The sequence below is a fragment of the Polaromonas sp. P4_H1 genome, from assembly GCF_056400945.1.
Genome location: NZ_JBFUKG010000008.1, coordinates 1 through 21,199, shown reverse-complemented (window position 1 = coordinate 21,199; position 21,199 = coordinate 1). Strand labels below are relative to the sequence as shown.

At 64.1% G+C, this 21,199-nt stretch carries 14 protein-coding genes; 7 read left to right on the top strand and 7 right to left on the bottom strand.

Features of this window, described 5'->3' with window-relative positions:
• Positions 1 to 24 precede the first annotated feature (24 nt).
• Together AC1DS5_RS11780 and AC1DS5_RS11775 are read right to left on the bottom strand one after the other, a co-directional pair.
• Positions 25 to 2,877, bottom strand: a complete 2,853-nt coding sequence (locus AC1DS5_RS11780; protein ID WP_477718447.1) for a circularly permuted type 2 ATP-grasp protein — start codon at positions 2,875 to 2,877, stop codon at positions 25 to 27.
• Positions 2,878 to 3,022: 145 nt separating this feature from the next.
• Positions 3,023 to 6,667, bottom strand: coding sequence for a transglutaminase family protein (locus tag AC1DS5_RS11775; protein ID WP_477718446.1), 3,645 nt, complete (start codon positions 6,665 to 6,667; stop codon positions 3,023 to 3,025).
• Between the two features lie 281 nt (positions 6,668 to 6,948).
• Between AC1DS5_RS11775 and AC1DS5_RS11770 the strand changes: the two genes are divergently transcribed.
• The 5 genes from AC1DS5_RS11770 (at position 6,949) to AC1DS5_RS11750 (ending at position 13,411) form a co-directional block, all read left to right on the top strand.
• A complete protein-coding gene (locus AC1DS5_RS11770) occupies positions 6,949 to 9,507 on the top strand; it encodes a DNA internalization-related competence protein ComEC/Rec2 (RefSeq protein ID WP_477718445.1) in 2,559 nt (852 codons plus the stop codon).
• A gap of 162 nt (positions 9,508 to 9,669) precedes the next feature.
• Positions 9,670 to 11,166 carry a circularly permuted type 2 ATP-grasp protein gene (locus tag AC1DS5_RS11765; RefSeq protein WP_477718444.1) on the top strand — a complete coding sequence of 499 codons (1,497 nt, stop codon included), beginning with the start codon at positions 9,670 to 9,672 and terminating at the stop codon, positions 11,164 to 11,166.
• Positions 11,167 to 11,168: 2 nt separating this feature from the next.
• Entirely contained in the window at positions 11,169 to 11,330 is a 162-nt protein-coding gene (locus AC1DS5_RS11760) for an alpha-E domain-containing protein (RefSeq protein ID WP_477718443.1), read from the top strand.
• A 19-nt stretch (positions 11,331 to 11,349) separates the two neighbouring features.
• A complete protein-coding gene (locus AC1DS5_RS11755) occupies positions 11,350 to 12,312 on the top strand; it encodes an alpha-E domain-containing protein (protein ID WP_477718442.1) in 963 nt (320 codons plus the stop codon).
• A gap of 277 nt (positions 12,313 to 12,589) precedes the next feature.
• A complete protein-coding gene (locus tag AC1DS5_RS11750; protein WP_477718441.1) occupies positions 12,590 to 13,411 on the top strand; it encodes a transglutaminase family protein in 822 nt (273 codons plus the stop codon).
• A gap of 56 nt (positions 13,412 to 13,467) precedes the next feature.
• On the opposite strand, the gene AC1DS5_RS11745 is transcribed toward AC1DS5_RS11750, so the two are convergent.
• From AC1DS5_RS11745 to AC1DS5_RS11735, 3 genes are read right to left on the bottom strand one after another with little or no spacing between them, the layout of a single operon-like run.
• Positions 13,468 to 14,046, bottom strand: coding sequence for a YceI family protein (locus tag AC1DS5_RS11745; RefSeq protein WP_477718440.1), 579 nt, complete (start codon positions 14,044 to 14,046; stop codon positions 13,468 to 13,470).
• Positions 14,047 to 14,075: 29 nt separating this feature from the next.
• A complete protein-coding gene (locus AC1DS5_RS11740; RefSeq protein WP_477718439.1) occupies positions 14,076 to 14,627 on the bottom strand; it encodes a YceI family protein in 552 nt (183 codons plus the stop codon).
• The gene (locus tag AC1DS5_RS11735; RefSeq protein WP_477718438.1) at positions 14,624 to 15,202 is read right to left on the bottom strand and encodes a cytochrome b; all 579 of its coding nucleotides are present in this window, start codon (positions 15,200 to 15,202) and stop codon (positions 14,624 to 14,626) included. The genes AC1DS5_RS11740 and AC1DS5_RS11735 overlap by 4 nt, the downstream gene beginning before the upstream one ends.
• Positions 15,203 to 15,474: 272 nt before the next feature.
• Here AC1DS5_RS11735 and AC1DS5_RS11730 point away from each other — a divergent pair, with 272 nt between their 5' ends.
• Together AC1DS5_RS11730 and AC1DS5_RS11725 are read left to right on the top strand one after the other, a co-directional pair.
• Positions 15,475 to 16,446 (top strand): Bug family tripartite tricarboxylate transporter substrate binding protein, encoded by a 972-nt coding sequence (locus tag AC1DS5_RS11730; protein ID WP_477718437.1) that lies wholly within the window; start codon positions 15,475 to 15,477, stop codon positions 16,444 to 16,446.
• 269 nt (positions 16,447 to 16,715) lie between these two features.
• A complete protein-coding gene (locus AC1DS5_RS11725) occupies positions 16,716 to 17,195 on the top strand; it encodes a cyclic nucleotide-binding domain-containing protein (RefSeq protein ID WP_477718436.1) in 480 nt (159 codons plus the stop codon).
• 82 nt (positions 17,196 to 17,277) lie between these two features.
• Here the strand turns inward: AC1DS5_RS11725 and mltB are convergent, their stop codons facing one another.
• Together mltB and AC1DS5_RS11715 are read right to left on the bottom strand one after the other, a co-directional pair.
• Positions 17,278 to 18,366 carry a lytic murein transglycosylase B gene (gene mltB / locus AC1DS5_RS11720; RefSeq protein WP_477718435.1) on the bottom strand — a complete coding sequence of 363 codons (1,089 nt, stop codon included), beginning with the start codon at positions 18,364 to 18,366 and terminating at the stop codon, positions 17,278 to 17,280.
• A gap of 40 nt (positions 18,367 to 18,406) precedes the next feature.
• Entirely contained in the window at positions 18,407 to 20,437 is a 2,031-nt protein-coding gene (locus AC1DS5_RS11715; protein WP_477718434.1) for a transglutaminase TgpA family protein, read from the bottom strand.
• Positions 20,438 to 21,199: the final 762 nt, after the last annotated feature.

The following is a 21,199-nucleotide window of genomic DNA, read 5'->3' as shown; positions in this document are numbered from 1 at the left end:
GGCTTGTTCTGGGTAGGGATGGGCCTACGCGCCCAGACTCTGGCTGCCCGATGCCGCATGGCTGAAGTAGCGCCGGCTGATGGTGTCCGAGAGTTCGAGCGCTTGTGTGCAGCACTGTTCCAGCAAGCCGATCAGTGGCTCGCAACCCGGGACTTCACCGCCGGTTTGAAGGGGCGCACCATTTGCACCGTCAGCGCTGACGCTGCCACACAGCTCGGCCAGCACCCAGCTGCCCGGGTCGGGCAAGTCCACCGCCAGATCGGGCAACTCAACCGGTGTGCTGCTGGCCAATTTGTCCAGGCGCCCGCACAGGGCTTGCACTACCCAGCCCAGCGAGCGCGGATTGTCGCGGTCCAGCACCAGCAGGTCGAGCAGGGCGGGAATGTCGCGTCGCTGCTGGTATTGCGCATGAAAGCTGATGGTGCTGTCAAACAGGGAGACGATGGCGCCAAAGCCGCCTTCCTCGAAAACGGCCCGGGTTTCAAAGCCGTGCACCAGCGCAGCGGCCAGCGTGTAGAGCCGCTCCAGCATCCGGCCTATGCTGAGCAGCCGCCAACCGTCGTCGCGTGTCATGCGGTCGGTCTGCGCGCCCGTCATGGCCGCCAGGAAACCGCTGAGGGATTCAAGGGCCCTGAGCGCTTCGACCGATGAATACTCCAGCGCGTGGTGGCCCGCATGCCCATGGCCTTGCTGCTGGCTCTGCGAACTGGCGCCGCTGAATGCCTTGCAGTGATGGAAGAAGTCCGCTTCTGTGCGCACGATGACGTGCCACTGTTCCTGCGACAGGCGCTCGCGCACGGCCGATGCTGCACTCTTGAGGGCTCGCAGGTTGTAGCCCACGCTGGCGACTTGCCCGGTGTCGGCCAGGCCGGCAATCAGGGCGCGTTCAAAGACGCGCCGCGCCTGCGTCGCGGGCGGCACGGTATCGAGCACCAGGGCATTGGTCACCGCCATGCGGGTCAGCCAGTCCAGCAGTGGCTGCGAGGTCTGGTCTTCGCCGCCCAGGCACTGCAGGGTTAGCTGGGCCAGCCGCGTGGAGTTCTCGGCGCGCTCGGTATAACGGCCCAGCCAGAACAGGTTCTCGGCCGCCCGGCTGGTCACGGGCGGGCGGTGGCGCAGCGGGGCTGTGGCCCAGGCGGGTGCGGGGTGCTCTGCGCGCTGCCCCGCCGTGCTGTCGGCAGGGGGGGGGGAGGTGGTGGTGGTGGCTGCGCCGGAGGGCTCGCCCAGCACCCACACATCGGCGCTGCTGCCACCGTGCTGCATCGAAGCCATGTTTTCGTTTTTGCCGGCGAGCCGCGCCAGTCCACCGGGCAGTACCTGCCAGGAGCCCGCGCCGTCGGCGACCGCAAACACGCGCAGCATCGCCGAACGTGGCGCCACGCGTTCACCCTGCCAGGTGGGTGTTTGCGACAGCGGCAGGTAGGCCTGCACGGTGTAATCCTCGCCGCGCCGGACAATGCGGCCGGCCCATTCGTCGAGTTCGCGGCGAGACAGGGTGTGCCCGATGACGGATGCCATGCCAGAGCCGGCATGGGTGGGCTTGATCACGCAATCCTTGAGCTGGCTCAGCACGTCCCGCATGACGGCCTGCTCGCCACACCACCAGGTGGCCAGCGAAGGCAGGGCCAGTGTTTCACCGAGCAGGTGCTGCGAGAGTGCGGGCAGGAAACCGAGCAGGGCGCTGGACTCCAGAAAGGCCGAGCCCGGGGTGTTGACCACCAGCACGTTGCCTGCACGAATGACCTGCAGCAAGCCGGGCACGCCCAGGGTGGAGTCGGAACGCAGCTCCAGCGGATCCAGGAATTCGTCATCGAGCCGCTTGAGCAGGCCATGCACAGGCTCCAGGCCGCGCAGGGTTTTGAGGTACAGCTTGTCATCGCGTACCAGCAGGTCGTTGCCCTCCACCAGCGTCAGCCCCAGAAAGCGGGCCAGGTAGGCGTGCTCAAAATAGGTTTCGTTGTAGGGGCCCGGCGTCAGCAGAACCACCCGGCTTTCCTCGTTGCCCTCATTGGCGGGGCTCATCGCCTTGAGCCCGTCCACCAGTGCCTTGTACGAGGCGGCCAGCCGCTGCACCTTCATCTCCCGAAAGGCTTCCGGAAACAGCAGGGAGATGGTCAGCCGGTTTTCCAGCAGGTAGCCCAGGCCCGAGGGCGCCTGCGTGCGTTGGGACACTACCGACCAACGCCCATCCGGGCCGTGGCCGATGTCGAAGGCCGCGATGTGCAGGTGGGTACCACCAGCGGGCTTGACGCCCTGCATGCCGCGCAGGTAGCCGGGGTTGCCGTGCACCAGCGCGCTGGGCAGCAAGCCCTTTGAAAGCAGTTCCTGCGGGCCGTAGATGTCGGCCATCACGCGGTCCAGCAATCGGGCGCGTTGCTGGATGCCAGCTTCAATCACGGCCCAGTCCGCAGCCGACACCATCATCGGAAAAAGGTCCAGCGACCAGGGCCGCTGCGGCCCGTTGGCATCGGCGTAAACGTTGTAGGTCACGCCGTTGTCGCGGATCTGGCGCCGCAGATTGGCGGTGCGGTGGTTCAGGTCGTAGAAACCGTCAGTGCCCAGGAAGTCGAAGAAGTTTGCCCATTCGGCTGACAAGGGCCCCTCACTCGAACTCGAACCCGGGCGGGCCGCTGCCGGGCTGGTCTCGTTGGTCGCGTGGGTCTCTGGCGCAGTGTCTCGGCCGCCCCGGGAGCCGGCAGCAAGCTGCAAAGGCGGGACGCTCGCCAAAGGCGGCTCCGCAGCCGCCGGGCCGCGCGAGACGCTCCCGCGCAACTCGTCAAAGTGGCCGGGCGCAGCCGCGGGCGCCAGCGCAGCAGCCAGCGTACGGGGCTCTTCGAGCGCCTGGGCGGCAAAAAGTGACGGAGTGTTATTTTCCACGTTCCCCAAGTATGCCTTCGGCCCATCCCCCCAAGGGCTCAAAGCGGCAGCAAGCCGCCGTTAAACCGCTGATTTTTGAGCCGAATCGTGCAATTGTTGCACTCATAAGACAGCGATCTCCCGGCGCTCAACCCCGGAAAATTGCCTAACGCAGATCCATCGTGAAGGGAAATTCCCGGCTCGGCTGAACTGGCCTGACCTGCATCTTGCCAGGGGTATGGCCCATGCGGAAAAACCGGGTCAGGCGGCGGCTTTCGGCCTCATAGGAGTTGACTGGCAGCGTGTCGTAGCTGAGCCCGCCGGGATGGGCGACATGGTACTGGCAACCCCCCAGCGAGCGCTCCATCCAGGTGTCGACGATGTCGAAAGTCAGCGGCGCATGCACGCCGATCGACGGGTGCAGGGCCGACGGTGGATTCCAGGCCTTGTAGCGCACACCGGCCACGTATTCGCCGACCCGCCCGGTGCTCTGGAGCGGCAGGGCACGGCCGTTGACGGTGATGACGTGGCGGTTATCGTTCAGGCCCGTCACATGGACTTCCACGCGTTCGAGCGAGGAGTCGACATAGCGCACGGTGCCGCCCGCCGAACCTTCCTCGCCCATCACATGCCAGGGCTCCAGCGCACTGCGCAGCGTCAGCTCGATGCTGTTTGCCGCCACCTGGCCAATCAGCGGGAAGCGGAATTCGAAATGTGGTTCGAACCAGGCCATGTCAAAGGGGTAGCCGGCCTCCACCAGCTCGGTCAGCACGTCGGCAAAATCCATGCGGATAAAACTGGGCAGCAGGAAGCGGTCGTGCAGTTCGGTGCCCCAGCGCGTGACGCGGCCGTGGTAGGGGGTTTTCCAGAAGCGTGCCACGAGGGCGCGCAGCAGCAACTGCTGGGCGATGCTCATGCGGGCATGGGGCGGCATTTCAAAGGCGCGCAGTTCCAGCAGGCCCAGCCGTCCGGTCGAGGAATCCGGCGAGTACATCTTGTCGATACAGAACTCGCTGCGGTGCGTGTTGCCCGTCACATCCACCAGGATATTGCGCAGCGTCCGGTCGACCAGCCAGGGCGGCATGTTGGCGCCGTATTTCTGTCGGTTGTTGCGGATTTCACGCAGGGCGATTTCAAGCTCGTACAACTGGTCGTTGCGTGCCTCATCCACGCGCGGTGCCTGGCTGGTGGGGCCGATGAACATGCCCGAAAACAGGTAGCTCAACGAGGGGTGGTTGTGCCAGTAGGCGATCAGGCTGCCCAGCACTTCCGGTTTGCGCAGGAAGGGGCTGTCAGCGGGGGTGGCGCCACCCAGCACAAAGTGGTTGCCGCCGCCGGTGCCGGTGTGCCGGCCATCGGTCATGAATTTTTCGGCCGACAGCCGGGTTTCATGGGCAATCTTGTAGAGGAATTCGGTGTGCTCCACCAGCTCGCCCCAGTGGTAGGCGGGGTGGATGTTGACTTCGATCACGCCCGGGTCGGGTGTGACCTGCAGCATTTTCAGGCGTGGGTCGCGCGGCGGCGGGTAGCCCTCCAGCACGATGCTGACGCCCAGCGTTTGCGCGGTCGCTTCCACGGCTGCGAGCAGGTCCAGGTAGTCCTCCAGCCGCTCCATGGGGGGCATGAACACGTAGAGGGCACCGGTTTCGCCGCTCTTGCTTTTGTTGGCCTTGCTGTCAGGGTCGGCCCTGGGTTTGTCTTTTGCCTTATCCGGATCTTTCGGGTCCTTCGGGCCATTGGCCCGAGCGGGGTCGCGGACCTCGACGCACAGCGCGGTGCGCGTCAGCCAGCCGGCAGACTCGAAGGCTTTGGGCGCACGCTGCTCGTTGGCAGGAGGTGGCACGTGGCTTGACGGAGCGGCCGTGCTGGTGCCGCCGGTGCCACCACCCATGCTGCTGTCGCCGGTGGGGCGAAACTGCAGGATGCGACTGGCCTGCGTCAGTGCCGCATTGCCCGTCATGTAGCGCGCCATGTACTGCGCCAGTGCGCTTGCACTGCTGCCAGCAGGAGGGGGCGAGGCCTGCGAGACAGCCGCAGGCGCCGGCTGCGGAGCGCCCCGCGCCACCGCTGCCGCTGCGTTGTAGCGTGCGGCCAGCACCGATGTCGATGGTAAGTCCTGGCGCGGCGCAAACGGGTCGGCCTCGATCATGTAGGGGTAGTCGGTTTTGGAAACCCAGGGCACCGAATCAAGCGGCAGGCGGTAACCCATGGGTGAGTCGCCCGGCATCAGGTACATGCGCTCATCGCGGAAGAACCATGGACCGGTGGACCATTTGGGCCCGGCCAGGGCTGGCGAGGCAGCCTCCTTCGCCTTCAGCGGCAGCACATAACCCACCACGGAGTCCAGCCCCTGCATGAAGACGCGACGCAAACGCTCCCGTTCCATGGCGTCATCCAGGCGGGAGTCAAAGGGGTCGACGTTGACCGGCAGGCGCCGCTCGCGCCACAGGTAGTACCAGGTGTCTTCATAGCCCGGCGTGATGTAGTTCGTGGCCAGGCCCAGCTTGCCCGCCAGGGTCTTGATGAAACGCTGCGCATCTGCGCTCGTGTATTGGCAGGGTTTGCGTTCATCGGCAAACAGGGCCGGGTTTTGCCAGATCGGCTGACCGTCCCTGCGCCAGAAAATACTCAGCGCCCAGCGTGGCAATTGCTCGCCGGGATACCACTTGCCCTGCCCGAAATGCAGAAAACCGCCCTCGCCATATTCGGCACGCAGCTTTTGCACCAGCTCGGTGGCATAGCCGCGCTTGGTGGGGCCCAGGGCGTCGATGTTCCATTCCGCAGCATCGCGGTCCGTGGTGGCCACAAAGGTGGGCTCGCCGCCCATCGTGAGCCGCACGTCGCCGGCCACCAGGTCTTTGTCCACCGCCTCGCCCAGCGCCAGCACGTCGGCCCATTGCGCTTCGGTGTAGGGCTGGGTGACGCGCGGTGATTCGTAAATCCGCTGCACCGCCATGTGATGCTCAAACTCCACCTCGCATTTGTCCACGCCGCCTTCCACGGGGGCGGCACTGGACGGTTCTGGCGTGCAGGCCAGCGGGATGTGGCCTTCGCCCGCCATCAGGCCCGACGTTGGGTCCAGCCCCACCCAGCCGGCACCGGGCAGGAATACTTCGCACCAGGCGTGCAGATCGGTGAAGTCGGTCTCCGCGCCGCTGGGACCGTCAATCGCCTTGACGTCGGCCTTGAGCTGGATCAGGTAGCCCGACACAAAGCGCGCGGCCAGACCCATGTGCCGCAGCAGCTGCACCAGCAACCAGCCGGTGTCGCGGCAGGAGCCGCAGGCCAGCTGCAGGGTTTCTTCAGGCGTTTGCACGCCGGGCTCCATGCGGATGGAGTACTGGATGTCGGACTGCAGGCGCTGGTTGAGGCCGACCAGGAAGTCGATGGTCCGCTTGGGACTCAGGTCGGTCTGCTCAAGATAGCGCTTGAACAGCGGCGTGGCGGTCTGGGTCGCCAGGTAGGGCGCCAGTTCCTGCTTCTGGCTGGCGCTGTAGTTAAAAGGAAATTCCTCGGCGCTGGGCTCCAGAAAGAAATCAAAGGGGTTGAACACCGCCATCTCGACGACCAGGTCCACCGTGACCTTGAATTCACGGGTGGGATCCGGAAACACCAGCCGGGCCTGGTAATTGGCAAACGGGTCCTGTTGCCAGTTGATGAAATGTTTGGCCGGCTCGATGTTGAGGGAGTAGGACAGTACGCGGGGCCGGCTGTGCGGCGCAGGCCGCAGGCGCACGACCTGGGGGCCCAGTTTCACCGGGCGGTCGTATTTGTAATGGGTGATGTGGCTCAGTGCAACGTGGATCGACAAGGCAGCCTCGCTTTTTTAAATTAGGGCATCGGTGCGCAACAGCGCCAATCAAAACACAAAATGAGCGGGTCGCCACATCGGGCGACCCCTCGGGACAGCTTACTCCGCTTCGGCTACATTTCTGCAAGCAAGAGCTGCGCCAAACAGGCTTTGTCGGCTTTTTGCCTCGCCCGGCCGTTGAGCACGCAGCCATTGCATCGAATAAATCGAGCAATAACAAGTAACAAGTGGGGAGGGCGGCTGTGGGCGACCGCATTTTGGCCGGGCCATGGGCAGCTTCCATGGGGCCTGGCCTTGTTTTTGGCGGGTTCATCATCGGGGTTGCCCTGCAATTGCAGCAGCCCGGTTTGTGGACGGGTGGCGTGTATGCCGCGTCGGCGGCGCTGGCGGCGTTCGCTGGGCTGGTGATGGGCGGCTTGTGGCGCAGGGCCGGTCGCGCCTCGACTCTGAACAGGAGGGGTTGGCGCGGCGCCGGCCTGGCTGCGCTGGTGCTCGCTGCCTTGCTGGGCTTTACCCTGACGGGATGGCGGGCCACCGTGTTTCAGTCAACGGCACTCGACCCCGCGCTGGAGGGACGTGATATTGCCGTGACAGGCGTGGTCCTGGCCATGCCGCAACCCGCCGAAGACGGCTTGCGCTTTCGTCTGGGTATTGAATCGGCCCGCCTGAACGGGCAAACCGTCACCCTCCCGCCGCAAATTTTGCTCGGCTGGTATACCGGCTTCGGGATACGGGAGGCCAGGGCACTCCCGGCCGAAAGTGCTGATCCGTCTGAAATTGCGCTGGAGTTGCAGCGCCAGCCGCCCACCGGCTTGCATGGCCTGCGCGCCGGCGAGCGCTGGCAAATGACGGTGCGGCTCAAGGCGCCGCACGGCAACAGCAACCCGCACGGGTTCGACTACGAGCTCTGGCTCTGGGAGCAGGGCATTCAGGCCACCGGCTATGTGCGGGCCGGGCCGCACGATGCGCCGCCTCTGCGGCTTTCCGGTAGTTGGGAGCATCCGGTGGAGCGCGCCCGACAGGCGGCGCGTGAAGCGATTTTCCAGCGCATCGACAACCGGCAGCTGGCCGGTGTCGTGGCCGCCCTGGTGGTGGGTGACCAAAATGCCATCGAGCGCGCTGACTGGGATGTCTTTCGCGCCACGGGTGTTGCCCATTTGATGAGCATTTCGGGCCTGCATATCACCATGTTCGCCTGGCTTGCCTCCCTGCTCCTGAGCGGCCTCTGGCGGCGCTCCGTCGGGCTGACGCCCCGGCTCTGCCTGGCGTTGCCGGCCATCAGCGCCGGGGCCTGGGGCGGCCTTTTTCTGGCGGCCCTGTACGCACTGTTTTCAGGCTGGGGCGTGCCGGCACAACGAACCATTTGGATGCTGGCGACGGTGGTGTTGCTGCGGCAAAGCGGCAGGCAGTGGCCCTGGCTGCAAACCTGGCTGCTGGCCATGGCCGTAGTGGTGGCGCTGGACCCCTGGGCGCTGATGCAGGCCGGTTTCTGGCTGTCGTTTGTGGCGGTGGGCGTGCTGTTTGCTACAACCCCAGGCACATCTGGTAGCCGTGATCCAACGGGCGACAGCCAGTTTCTTTCCGGAAAGGTGGCGCAGGGCGGGCGGGTGCCGCGGCTGCTGGCAAAACCGGCGGCCGGGCTGCTGCGTGCCGCCCGGGAGCAATGGGTGGTCACGCTGGCGCTCACGCCCTTGTCGCTGCTGCTGTTCAACCAGGTGTCACTGGTGGGCCTGCTGGCCAACGCGGTGGCTATTCCCTGGGTGACGCTGGTCGTGACGCCGCTGGCCATGCTGGGCGTGCTGTGGGCACCCCTGTGGGATGCGGCGGCGTGGGCGGTGGGCCTGCTGACGGTGTTTTTGCAATGGCTGGCCGGCTGGTCGCTGGCATCCGTCAGCGTGGCTGCCGCGCCGCTATGGTGCGCCGCCTTCGGCGTACTAGGGGGCATTTTGCTGGCACTGCGTCTGCCGTGGCACTGGCGCGTGCTGGGCATTCCCCTGATGCTGCCAGTCCTGTTATGGCAACCGGCGCGGGTTGCACCGGGACAGTTTGAATTGCTGGCGGCGGACATCGGACAGGGCAATGCGGTGCTGGTGCGCACGGCCACCCATTCCCTGCTGTATGACACCGGCCCGCGTTTTTCGCGTGAGAGCGATGCCGGGCACCGCGTGCTGGTTCCGCTGCTGCGGGCCCTCGGCGAGCGGCTGGACATGCTGATGCTCAGCCACCGCGACATCGACCACATTGGCGGTGCACCGGCCGTGCTGGCCATGCAGCCGCAGGCGAACCTGCTCAGCTCCATTGAAGACAGCCATGAGTTGCAGGCGCTGCGCAAATCGGCCCGCTGTACGGCGGGCCAGCGCTGGGTCTGGGACGCGGTGACTTTCGAGGTGCTGCACCCGGTGGCCGCCGACTACGAGGCGGCAAACAAATCCAATGCCATGAGCTGCGTGTTGCGCGTGTCCAATGGCGCGCAGACCGCCTTGCTGGCGGGCGATATCGAGTCCGCCCAGGAGTTCAGGCTGGCCGGCAGCGCCAGCCCGCTCAACCCCGCCAGCCTGAAGGCCGACTTTTTGCTGGTACCGCATCATGGCAGCAAGACATCGTCGAGCGCCCCCTTCCTCGACGCTGTCCAGCCCCGGCTTGCGGTGGCGCAGGCGGGTTACCGCAACCGCTTTGGCCATCCGGTGGAGTCGGTGGTGGCGCGCTACAGCGAGCGCGGCATCAGGTTGCTCAGGTCGCCGCAGTGCGGCGCCGCCACCTGGCAGAGCCTGAAACCGGCGGACATCGCGTGCCAGCGGCAAGAAGGCCGGCACTACTGGCATCATGTGCCTGAGCCATAAAGAAAAAGAGGAAGGAAAAAAGGAGGAGAAAAGGAGAGGAAAGAAGTGGAAAGAAGAGAAAAAAGAAAAGTGCGATGTGGCACCTGATTCACCAATCTGGCGCATAACTTGCTAAGCTAGTCATCACTACGCCATGCGTAAACCTTGCTGGAGACCAAGCCAATGAGCCGACCCATGTTTGACGAGATGAACACAACGGAGTCCAGCGTCCGTGATCATTACCAGGGCTACCAGCGTTGGCTGGCCAAACAGCCCCCCGAAGTGATGGAGGCGCGCCGCGCCGAAGCCGAGATGATTTTTCGCCGCGTCGGCATCACCTTTGCCGTGTATGGCGCCAAGGACGAGGACGGCGCGGGTACCGAGCGGTTGATTCCGTTTGACCTGATTCCCCGGATCATTCCGGCCCACGAATGGGCCAGCATGGAAAAGGGGCTGGTGCAGCGCGTCACGGCGCTGAACCGCTTCATCCACGACGTCTATCACGGCCAGGAAATCATCAAGGCCGGCGTGATTCCGTCCGAGCAGATTTTCCAGAATGCCCAGTTTCGCCCCGAGATGATGGGTGTCGATGTGCCCGGCAACATTTACTCCCACATCAGCGGCATCGACATCGTGCGCGCACCCAATGCGCAAGGCGAAGGCGAGTACTACGTGCTCGAGGACAACCTGCGGGTTCCCAGCGGTGTGAGCTACATGCTGGAAGACCGCAAGATGATGATGCGGCTTTTCCCCGAACTCTTCAGCGAGAACCGCGTGGCGCCGGTGGCCCACTACCCCGATCTCTTGCTGGAGACGCTCCGGGCGATGGCTCCGCCCGCCACGGCCGAGCCGACGGTCGTGGTGCTCACGCCCGGCATGTACAACTCGGCCTATTTTGAACACGCCTTTCTGGCGCAGCAAATGGGCGTGGAACTGGTCGAAGGCCAGGACCTGTTTGTCAGGGACAACTTTGTCTACATGCGCACCACGCGCGGACCCCGGCGGGTGGACGTGATCTACCGCCGCGTCGATGACGATTTCCTGGACCCGCTGGCTTTTCGCCCCAACTCCACGCTGGGCTGCGCGGGGCTGCTCAATGTCTACCGCAGCGGCAATGTGTCGCTGTGCAACGCCATCGGCACCGGCGTGGCAGACGACAAGTCGATCTATCCGTATGTGCCGAAAATGATCGAGTTCTACCTGGGCGAAAAGCCCATCCTCAAGAACGTGCCGACCTATATGTGCCGCAATGCCGAAGACCTGCAGTACACCCTGGCCAACCTCAAGGACCTGGTCGTCAAGGAAGTTCATGGCGCGGGAGGCTACGGCATGCTGGTGGGGCCGGCCGCCACCCAGGCCGAAATCGAGGACTTCCGCCAGGCGCTGCTGGCCAATCCCTCGGGCTATATTGCCCAGCCGACGCTGAGCCTGTCGACCTGTCCCACTTATGTGGAAAGCGGCGTGGCGCCGCGACACATTGACCTGCGGCCCTTTGTGCTGAGCGGCAAGGAGGTGCAGATGGTGCCAGGCGGCCTCACCCGTGTGGCGCTGAAAGACGGCTCGCTGGTGGTGAACTCCTCGCAGGGAGGCGGCACGAAGGACACCTGGATATTGCAGGAAGGCCATGGCATGCCCATGCAGACGCAATCACAGTCACAGTCACAGATTGGAGGGACCTGATCATGCTATCGAGAACTGCAGATCACCTTTTCTGGATGTCGCGCTACACCGAGCGCGCCGGCGACATGCCGCAGGCATTCGCGGGGATGACTCATCAATTGCGCGAAGCGCTTGTGACGGCATCCCCAAAACACGCCAAGCGCGCCAGCGCTTTCGGTGTTTGAGGTTTAGGGAGGAGAAAAAATGTTATCTCGCACTGCTGATCACCTTTTCTGGATGTCGCGCTACACAGAGCGCGCCGAAAACACCGCGCGCATGCTTGACGTGAACTACCAGACCTCGCTGTTGCCCCAGTCCGCGGCTGTGGCGCAAGGCGGCTGGCAGAGCCTGCTGAGCATCAGCGAACTCAAGCCGGCCTATGCCGCCAGGTACGGCGACGGCATCAATCCGCGCGAAGTGATGGACTTCATGGTGCGTGATGAAAAAAACTCGTCAAGCATCATCTCGTGCCTGAAGAATGCCCGCGAAAACGCCCGCGCCGTGCGGGGCACGCTGACCACCGAGGTGTGGGAGACGCAAAACCAGACTTACCTGGAAGTCATCCGCATGCTGCGCAACAGCGATTTTGAGCGTGACCCCGGCCAGTTTTTTGAATGGGTCAAGTTCCGTTCGCACCTCTCGCGCGGTGTGACCGCGGGCACCATGCTCCAGGACGAGGCGTTTCATTTTCTGCGTCTGGGGACGTTTCTGGAGCGTGCCGACAACACGGCCCGGCTGGTGGATGTGAAGTTCCATGCCGTGGAAAATGATTTTCTCGGCGCAACCGGCGAGAAAGACCAAGAGTACGATTTTTACCACTGGAGCGCGATTTTGCGCAGTGTGTCCGGCTTTGAGGTGTACCGCAAGGTGTACCGCGACGTCATCAAGCCCGAGCGCGTGGCCGAGCTGCTGATTTTGCGGGCCGACATGCCGCGCTCCCTGCTGGCCTGCCTGAATGAGCTCATGAGCAATCTCGCCATGGTGACCAGCGACACGTCCAGCGAAACGCAGCGCCGCGCTGGCAAACTGCGGGCCGATTTGCAGTACGCCCGCATTGACGAAATCCTCGCGACCGGCTTGCATGCTTTCCTGACCCAGTTCCTGGACCGGGTCAACGAAATCGGCGCGCACATCAGCCGCGAATTCCTCGTTCCGGCGACTAATTGAAACAGCATGAGATTACGGCGGCCGCAGCGCCGGGCCGCCCCAAGCAAGGCCAGCCCCCGAGGGGCTGGAGCCTGCGGCTCCAAACCTGCTTGAGCCGGTTTGGACAGGCGACAGAGGCGCAGCGTCTCGCAAGCCGCGGCCTGCAAGGCCTCGAGAGTTACGCGAAGCGAGCGAACGTGGGGGCGATGGCCGCAGCGCCGGGCCGCCCCAAGCAAGGCCAGCCCCCTCGGGGGGCAGAGAGTTACGCGAAGCGAACGAACGTGGGGGCTCTTATTCCATGAAGCTGCACGTGAGGCATACGACCGACTACCGCTACACCGAGCCCCTGCGTTATGCGTTGCAGACGCTCTGGCTCACGCCGCAGTCCGGCCCGGCGCAAACGGTGTATTTCTGGAGTCTGGGCGCGCCTGAAAAGCTTTTTTCCCAGCTCGACGCCTTCGGCAACCCCATCCATTCCTACACCTTCGTCGGCAAAGAGTCTGACAACGTGCGCTGGAGCCTGGTCAATGCGGCCGGTGACGTTGAAACCCTGGGGGTGGCCGAGTTCACCGATGCCGCGAGCCTGCCGCATCCGGACTTCTTTTTGCGGGCCACGCATCTGGCCCAGCCGGATCCGGTGCTGGCTGAGTTCGGTCGCCGTTTTATCACGCCGTCTGCCACCCGCGGCAAGGCCGAGTTGGGCATGCTGTTGGCCTTGAGCCAGGGTGTTGCTGAGGCGGTAAGTTATCAAAAAAATAGCACCAGCGTGACCACCACGGCGCTGGAAGCATTCAGGGCCGGTGCGGGCGTGTGCCAGGACCAGGCGCACGTGATGGTGGCGATCTGCCGCAGCCTGGGCATTCCTGCGCGCTATGTGAGCGGTTATTTCTACGCCGCCAACGAGCCTGACCTGGCCAGCCATGCCTGGGTGGATGTGTGCCTGGACGTTGCCAGCCGGCGCTGGGTCAGCATCGATGTAACCCACAGCTGCCTGATTGACGAGCGCCATGTTCGGCTGGCCATGGGAACCGACTACAACGCCTGCCCGCCGGCCAAGGGTGTGCGGCAGGGTGGTGGCAAGGAAACCATGACGGTGGACATCACGATCCAACCCGTTTGAACGGCGCTGCGCTGGCCGTCGCCATCAGGGCGCAGAACATCGCAGACAAGGGGCCGTCAACGCTTGAGCGCCTCCAGCGACACATGGAGCGTGATTTCGTCCCTGATCAGCGGCACGAATCGGCCCAGATTGAACTCACTGCGCTTGACCTTGCCGGTGGCGTTGAGCCCGCAGGCCGGTTTGCGCAGCATCGGGTGCATCATGCATTTGAAGTGCGTGACCGTCAGGGTCACAGGCCGGGTGATGCCCTTGACCGTCAGATCGCCCTCGACGGCGGTGACGTCATCGAACTTGCCGAAACTCAGACGGCTCGACTTGAAGGTGATGACGGGAAACCGCTCGGCATCAAAGAACATGTCGCTGCGCAGGACCTGATCGAACAGCAGCGAGCCGGTGCTGATCGACTGGACGTCGATGCTCACCACCACGCTGCCCACCTGGTTGTCAAGGTCCAGGGTGATGGTCGCATCGACTTTGTCGAAACGGTCGCGCTGCGTGCTGTAGCCCAGGTGGTTGAACTCGAACCAGGCGAAGGTGTGATCCGGGTCGCGCTCATACACATCGACGACGGCGAATGCCGAAGCCAGGAACAGACTGCCCAGCAGCGCTACAGCAAGTTTTTTCATTTTTTTCATGAGTAACTCCTGAGTCCTGAGGGTGGCCGCTACGGTTCAAGGACCAGGTGAAACTGCACGGTCACTTCGTTGGCCACCACGCGAACATCGCTCCAGGGGCCTCCGCCGATGCCGAAATCCAGGCGTTTCATCACAAAAGAGCCTTCCATGACGGCCTGCTTGCCACTGGCCTTGAGCACCGCGTTGACCACCACGGGCTGGCTGACGCCCTTGATGCTCAGGACCCCGCTGACCTGGAACCGGCCGGCGCCCTGCGACTGGATCTGGCGCATCTCGAAGCGCGCCTCGGGATGGCGGCTGGCATCGAACCACTGCGCGCTCACCACCTCTTCATTGACCTCCCGCAGGCCGGTGTCGACGCTGGACAGGTCGATGCGCAGCTGTCCGCGGGCCGCGGCGGGCGCCTCGGGGTCGAAGGCCAGGCTGGCGTCGAATTTGCGAAAGGCCCCATCCACCGGCACGCCCATTTGCCGCGAGGTAAAGCGGATATGGCTGCTCGCCAGGTCCAGCCGCCGGTATTCTGCGGCCTGGACACAGGCGCATGACAGGAGCAGGGCCGCAGCCACAGCGGAGATTTTCATTCACGAGCCCCCTTGAACCGGAACATCCGGCCCAGCAAGCCGTCCCGGTCGATGAAATGGTGCTTGAGCGCCGCTGCGACATGCAGGCTTACCAGACCCAGCAGCGCGTAATTGAGGATGCGGTGCAGCGCTTGCAGAAACAGCCCCAGCGCCTCGTTGCGGGCCACCATATCCGGCAGCGGCCACAGGCCCAGGTAGACCGTCGTCACGCCTTTGGCCGAACTCATCAGCCAGCCCGACAGCGGCACGCAGGCCATCAGCAGATACAGCAGCAGATGGTTTGCATGCGCCGCGCTCAGCTCCCATGCCGGCATCGCAGCGGGCAGCGGCGGCGGCGCGTGCCGGATGCGCCAGACGATGCGGGGCAACAGCAGCGCTGCCACCGTGACGCCGATCCACTTGTGATACGAATAGAGCTGCAGCTTGAGCGGACTGAGCGGCAGGCCGACCATGTACAGCCCGACGGAAAAGCTCGCCACCATGAGCAGGGCCATGGCTGCGTGCAGGGCGACTGCGGTGCGGGTGTAGGAGGCGGGCTGCAAACGGCTCTCCGGTGGCAGGTGTTTCACAGTCATTGTGATGCCATCGCCGTAGCCAGCGCAAGCGCGCCGCCGCCCGCTGGTCGCTGGTCGCTGGTCGCTGGTCGCTGGTCGCTCTATTGGCGCCGCCAGGTTCCGCCTGGCCCGCGTGGCTTTCGTGGAGCGCACGCAGCTTGGGCAAGGCCCGGCGTGTGCAGGACCAACGGCTCAAATAGCGACCCGTATCCGGGAAACCACCAATGCCTTGCCAGCTGATTGACAGCTGCGCCCCTTATCGTTGGGCGCACCACTGATCACAAGGACTCGACATGAACCGCCGCCACCTCCTGCAAGCCACTTCGCTAGCCATCGCTTTGCCCTCGCTGGCCTGGGCCCAGGACAAATACCCCGGCAAACCCATCACCCTGATCTGCCCCTACGCTGCCGGCGGCAATGCCGACCAGCGCTCGCGCCAGATCGGCAGGTTCATCTCCACCGCGCTGGGCCAGCCGGTGATCGTGGACAACAAGCCCGGTGCGGGCGGCAACATCGGCACGGAAGCCATCGCCCGGGCCAAGCCGGACGGCTACACCATCGGCATGGGCAATTTCGCGCCGCTGGCGGTCAATCCGACCATGTTCAAGAAAATGAATTTCGACCCGGCCAAGGACCTGGTGCCAGTCTGCCTGATCGAAAAGGGCCCGCTGGTGCTGATGGTTCCCGCGAACTCGCCGTTCAAGAGCGTCAAGGACATCATCGCCGCCGCCAAGGCCAGTCCCGGCAAGCTGTCGTTTGCCTCGGGCGGGCTGGGCGGGTCGCACCACCTGTCGGGCGAGATGTTCAAGTCGCTGGCCGGCCTGTCCATCACGCACATTCCCTACAAGGGCGGAGCGCCCGCCACGACCGACCTGATGGGCGGCCAGGTGGACATGATGTTCGAGCAGATGTATTCGGCCGCGCCCTCGATCCGCGCCGGCAAGCTGCGTGCGCTGGCCATCACCAGCAAGACGCGTTCGCCGCTGTTTTCTGAACTGCCCACCATGGCCGAGTCCGGTGTGCCGGGCTTTGAGGTGCAGAACTGGCAGGGGCTGGTGGCGCCGGCCGGCACGCCCGCGGCCCTCATCAAGCTGCTCAATGAAACCGTCAACAAGGCGCTGGCCGACCCGACCATCAAGGAACAGATGCTGGGTCAGGGCAATGAACTCGGTGGCGGCACGCCCGAGCAGTTCGCCACCCTGATCAAGTCGGAGGCCGATCGCTGGGGCAAGCTGGTCAAGAGCGCGAACATCAAACCCGAATAGCGCTGCCTGCGCGCTATGCGCTCGGCCAGCAGGTCGATGAAGCTGGCCTCGCCCATGTGGATGTGTGATCCCGATGCCTGCCGATGCCTGACCCCGGGTAATCGCGGCACGGGTGCGAGAGATATCAGGGCCAAATCCGACTTGTACTTGCGCGTAGATTTGCAAAATGGGAGACTTGACCTTCGACTTCATAGTCGCAATATAAAGATAAAGACCTTTTCCTCAAGGCTTGCCGCCATGATGTGAACCGCCCCAACCGGACACCGAACATGGAAATTCTCGACCCCACAACGCTTCATGAGCACCTGGCCGCCGACGCCTTCGAGGAAATGTCGGCATTCGGCGCGCTGTCGCAGAGTTTTGTCGCGAAGCTGCTGGCCGACGGTGAAGTGCTGAAGTTGACAGCCAACGAGATCCTCTACCGCAAGGGCGATACCGCCGATAGCTTCTTCGTGTTGCTAAAAGGTCAAATCACCGTTTATGAGGATACCGATGCCGGCAAGGACATCATCCGAACCATGAATGCGGGAGAAAGTGTTGGCTTTCCGGCAATGATCGCGCTGCGCCCGCGCCGCTTCAGCGGCTATGCCGCCGGTGACTGCATCGTGGTGAAAGTCTCGAGTCAGGTGTTTGCCGACCTTTACGTATGGGACCCGCAGCAATTCGCCATTTTTTTCATGAGCCTGTCGCGCGATATGAGCCGTTTTCTGAGCGACACCGCGGGCAGACCGGGAACGCCCCAGGATTAGTGAAGCACGGACCGCGCTTCGCCGCATCGCTCCACTTTTGCTAGCTCTTGATGCCCTTCTTGCAAGGGCCAACGGCAGTCCGTTACGGCGTGACTGACTTGACCCGCGCTGCCACTTCGCGCCCCAGCTCAATCACCGCCATGGCGTAGTAGCTGCTCCAGTTGTAGCGCGTGATGGCGTAGAAATTCTCGGTGCCCGCCACGTAGCTCGGTGCGTCCGGCCCGTTGAGCAGTTCGATCAGCGCCAGCGGGCCGGCGTGTTGCAGCGCAGCGCCTTCCAGTACCGCGCCCTTGGCGGTAAAGCTGGCCACGCTAAAGGTTGGCAGGATGTCGGGCGCCATCAGGGCGTCCATGTCCAGGCGGCTCGTGTCAAAGCTCACCGGGTAGTGGGTGGGCATGCCCGGCTGCCAGCTGAAGGCCTTGAAGTAGTTCGCGACTGAGCCGATCACGTCGGCCGGGCTGTTCCACAGGTCAACGGTGCCGTCGCCGTCGAAGTCCACCGCGTACTTGATCCAGCTGGAGGGCATGAACTGCGGCATGCCCATGGCGCCGGCGTAGCTGCCTTTTGCCTCGAAAGGATCGACGCCGCGGCGGCTTTGCAGGGTCAGAAACTGCTCAATCTCGTCCTTGAAAAACGCGCTGCGCTCCGCGGCTCGTGGGTGGCTCGCCGGAAAGTCGAAGGCCAGTGTGGTCAGGGCGTCCATCACGCGGAAGCTGCCGGTGTTGCGGCCGTAAATGGTTTCTACGCCAATGATGCCGACGATGATGTCGGCCGGCACGCCGTACTCTTTTTCGGCGCGCTCGAGTGCAGCCTGGTTGGCCAGCCAGAAGCGCGCGCCGGCCTCAATGCGAATGGGATCGATGAAACGACTGCGGTAGACCCGCCAGTTCTTGATGAATGGCTTCTCTGACGGCTGCATCAACCGCGAGACGGTGGGGATATAACGCGAATTCCCGATGGCATCGCGCACCCAGTTCGCGTCCAGGTCGCGCCGGCTGGCCAGGTCGTCGGCAAACTGCATGGCATCGGGGCGCGTGGCATAGAGCGGGCCCTGCGCCGGCTCCGCTTTGCTGGTCACCGTTTTCTTCAGAGGTTTTGCGCCGGCAAGCCCTGCCGTGCCGGCGAGGATAGCTATCAAAACCAGCGCAAAACTGAACTTGTAAAGAGGCATCGGAAGTGTCATGAGGAGAAGAAGGGGCGAAGCTTCAATTCTAAGCAGACCATGCGAGCGCGCGCCATTGCTGCCGCAGCCGCCTGATGTCCCGGAGCTGGCTGTGCTGGCCGGAAGAGGTCGCCGCATAGCGTTGCAACTCCAGCTGCATTAGCCAGTCATGCAGCGCCTGCCCGCGGCTGCCGCTGCCACCGCCGTACCGTGCCAGCACCTGCAGCGCCAACTGGCGCGGCGAGGTGGCCGGCGTGCTCTCGATGCCGGCTTTGGCGAGCTGCCTGCGTGCGCGGGCCAGCAGGCGAAGCCACGGGTCGTGCTGGGTTCGCTCCCACAGTGCCCAGGCGGCGCCCAGCAGTGCCGCCAGCACGATGATGCCCAGCAATACGTAGCTCAGGTCCTCCCAGCTCGGGGATTCAAAGCCGATGTCCCTGAGCAGGTTGAGCTGCTTGCCCTGGGTGTAGTTGAGTACCCACTGGTTCCAGCCGTTGTTCACCGCTTCCCAGGTGGCGCGCAGCTGCGCCGCCAGGGTGGGGCTGATGTTTCCCAATGTCTGCGCCATCACGCCCTGGGGCGCAGCGAGCCGCTGGAAAGCGCCGGTGCGCCCCGGCGCGACTGCCGAGGTCGGGTCGACCCGCACCCAGCCCCGGTCCGCTTGCCAGACTTCTGCCCAGGCATGCGCATCGCTTTGCCGCACTACCCAGAAGCCGTCCACCCCGTTCAGCTCGCCGCCCTGGTAGCCGGTGACGATGCGCGCGGGAACGTCCATCGCCCGCATCAGGATCACAAAGGCCGACGCGATGTGTTCACAAAAACCTTCCTTGCGGTCAAACCAGAATTCATCTGCCGTGTGCTGGCCATACACGCCGGGCTCCAGCGTATAGGTGTAGCCGGTGCGCAGACGGTCCAGCGCGCGCTGAACCAGTTGGGCATTGCTGGCGTTCCGGTTGCGCGGGTCGCCGCGTATCTCCCTGGCCAGCGCCAGGGTGCGCGGATTGAAGCCGGGGGGCAACGCCACAAATTCCCGCAACCCGAAGACCGGCCGCGTGGGCCCATGCCTGAAGGTGGGGTAGCTCTGCGCCTTGTAGCGCACAAGATCGGTGATCGGGCGATTCACTGTCCATTGCAGGTCGGCCTGCATCACGCTTTGGTAGCCCGGCAGCACCGGGCTTTGCGTTGCGGCTTCCATCACAAAAAGCCATGGACGGCTGGTGGGCTCCAGCGTGACTTCGTAGCTGACAGGCGCACCTGCCACGGCCAGATTCGCGCCGGCCCTGCCCTGGCTGTTGCGCGGGGAGAAGCTGAACAGCGGCGGCCGCCACTCGCGGCCATCAAAGCTGGACATCACGGGGCCGCGAAAATACAAATCCTGCTGGGGCGGCGGGCGGCCTTCAAACCGGATGCGCATGGCCACGCTGTCGTCAAGCGCCAGGGTGGCGATGTTGCCCACCTCCATGCTCGCGCTCAGGCCGCTGCGGCCAGCCATGGCATCGCTGGGCACGCCCCACAGGGGGGCCAGCCGCGGAAACAGCAGAAACAGCACCACCATGATGGGAGCGCCGAGCAGTGCCATCCCACCGGCGGTCCGCGCGGCCAGCAGCAGCGGCGGTTTGCCGACCGGCAAATGGGCGTTGACGAGCACCGTCAGCAGGCCCAGCAGCCCCAGCAACATGCTGGATGCGGTGAGCAGCGATTGCGAGTAAAAGAAGTTGCTCAGCATGCAGAAAAAGCCGAGGAAGAACACCACAAACGCATCGCGCCGCGCCCGCAGTTCCAGGGTTTTTAGCGTCAGCAACACGACCAGCATGGTGACGCCTGCGTCCCGTCCCAGCAGGGTACGGTGCGTCATCAGTGTGGCGGTAATGGTCAGGGCCAGCAGGCTGATCAGCCACCATTTACCCGGCAGCGGCCTAGACTGCAGCGCCAGCCAGCCGCGCCAGAGCAGCACGGCGCCCGTCAGCGCGCTGCACCACAGTGGCAGCTTGCCCACTTGCGGCAGCAGCACCCAGGCGATGACGAGCAGCAGGAACAGTGTGTCGCGGGCTTCGCGGGGGAGGGTGTTGAGGCGGGTCAGCATTGCTGCTCCTGCTGGCTGCCCGAGCCGCTGATCAGGTATGGTCTTTGCCGCTGGGTTTTTGGGTTCTCTGCTGAGGGTTGCTGGCCGGGGGTAGCCCGGCGGCTACTCACTTTCTTTTGCTTCGCCAAAAGAACGTAAGCAAAGAAAAGGCGACCCTGCTGTCTGCGTCCCCTGCGCTGCGCTACGGGGCAACCTGCGGTGCTCGGTCCAGGCGGGGTCTCGCTCAACTCGCTGCGCTCAGACAATCGCGATCCCTGATCCGCCTGGCCCTGCGCTCCTCGGCGCAGACAGAAGGGATTTATGGCAAACAGCCCAATACCAAATACTGGAATCCGAACGCCACAAGGACACGCCATGGCGTGTCCTTGTTGGTCTTGGTATTTTCTTTGTGTATTCGGTATTGCTGTCTGCTCCCCACCCGTGTGGCTGGGCCGAGCAGCGCAGATGGAGGCGGGATCAGGGCCGCAGTTGTTTGAGCCGAAGGCGAGTTCTGCGGACCCCCGCCGGAGTCGAGCAGCGCAGGTTGCCCGTAGCGAAGCGCAGGGACCCAGACTGCGGGTCGCCTTTCTTTTCCTTAGGTTTCTTTGGCGAAGTGTATGGACAGGAGACATGGGAAACAGGTGTTCGGAGACATAGGAAACACTTTGCCCGGTTAGTTGGAATCGAGGATGGTGTTCATGTTGATGCGCATGAAGTGATGATGGCAGAAGAAAGCATCGAAGCAACCATCGGCCCGGGGATCTGCCCTGAACGCGGAACGCG

Coding starts and splice junctions, on each gene's coding strand:
- AC1DS5_RS11770 (WP_477718445.1), top strand. CDS start 6,949: ATGGGGCCTGGCCTTGTTTTTGGCGGGTTCATCATCGGGGTTGCCCTG.
- AC1DS5_RS11765 (WP_477718444.1), top strand. CDS start 9,670: ATGAGCCGACCCATGTTTGACGAGATGAACACAACGGAGTCCAGCGTC.
- AC1DS5_RS11760 (WP_477718443.1), top strand. CDS start 11,169: ATGCTATCGAGAACTGCAGATCACCTTTTCTGGATGTCGCGCTACACC.
- AC1DS5_RS11755 (WP_477718442.1), top strand. CDS start 11,350: ATGTTATCTCGCACTGCTGATCACCTTTTCTGGATGTCGCGCTACACA.
- AC1DS5_RS11750 (WP_477718441.1), top strand. CDS start 12,590: ATGAAGCTGCACGTGAGGCATACGACCGACTACCGCTACACCGAGCCC.
- AC1DS5_RS11745 (WP_477718440.1), bottom strand. CDS start 14,046: ATGAAAAAAATGAAAAAACTTGCTGTAGCGCTGCTGGGCAGTCTGTTC.
- AC1DS5_RS11740 (WP_477718439.1), bottom strand. CDS start 14,627: ATGAAAATCTCCGCTGTGGCTGCGGCCCTGCTCCTGTCATGCGCCTGT.
- AC1DS5_RS11735 (WP_477718438.1), bottom strand. CDS start 15,202: ATGACTGTGAAACACCTGCCACCGGAGAGCCGTTTGCAGCCCGCCTCC.
- AC1DS5_RS11730 (WP_477718437.1), top strand. CDS start 15,475: ATGAACCGCCGCCACCTCCTGCAAGCCACTTCGCTAGCCATCGCTTTG.
- AC1DS5_RS11725 (WP_477718436.1), top strand. CDS start 16,716: ATGGAAATTCTCGACCCCACAACGCTTCATGAGCACCTGGCCGCCGAC.
- mltB (WP_477718435.1), bottom strand. CDS start 18,366: ATGCCTCTTTACAAGTTCAGTTTTGCGCTGGTTTTGATAGCTATCCTC.
- AC1DS5_RS11715 (WP_477718434.1), bottom strand. CDS start 20,437: ATGCTGACCCGCCTCAACACCCTCCCCCGCGAAGCCCGCGACACACTG.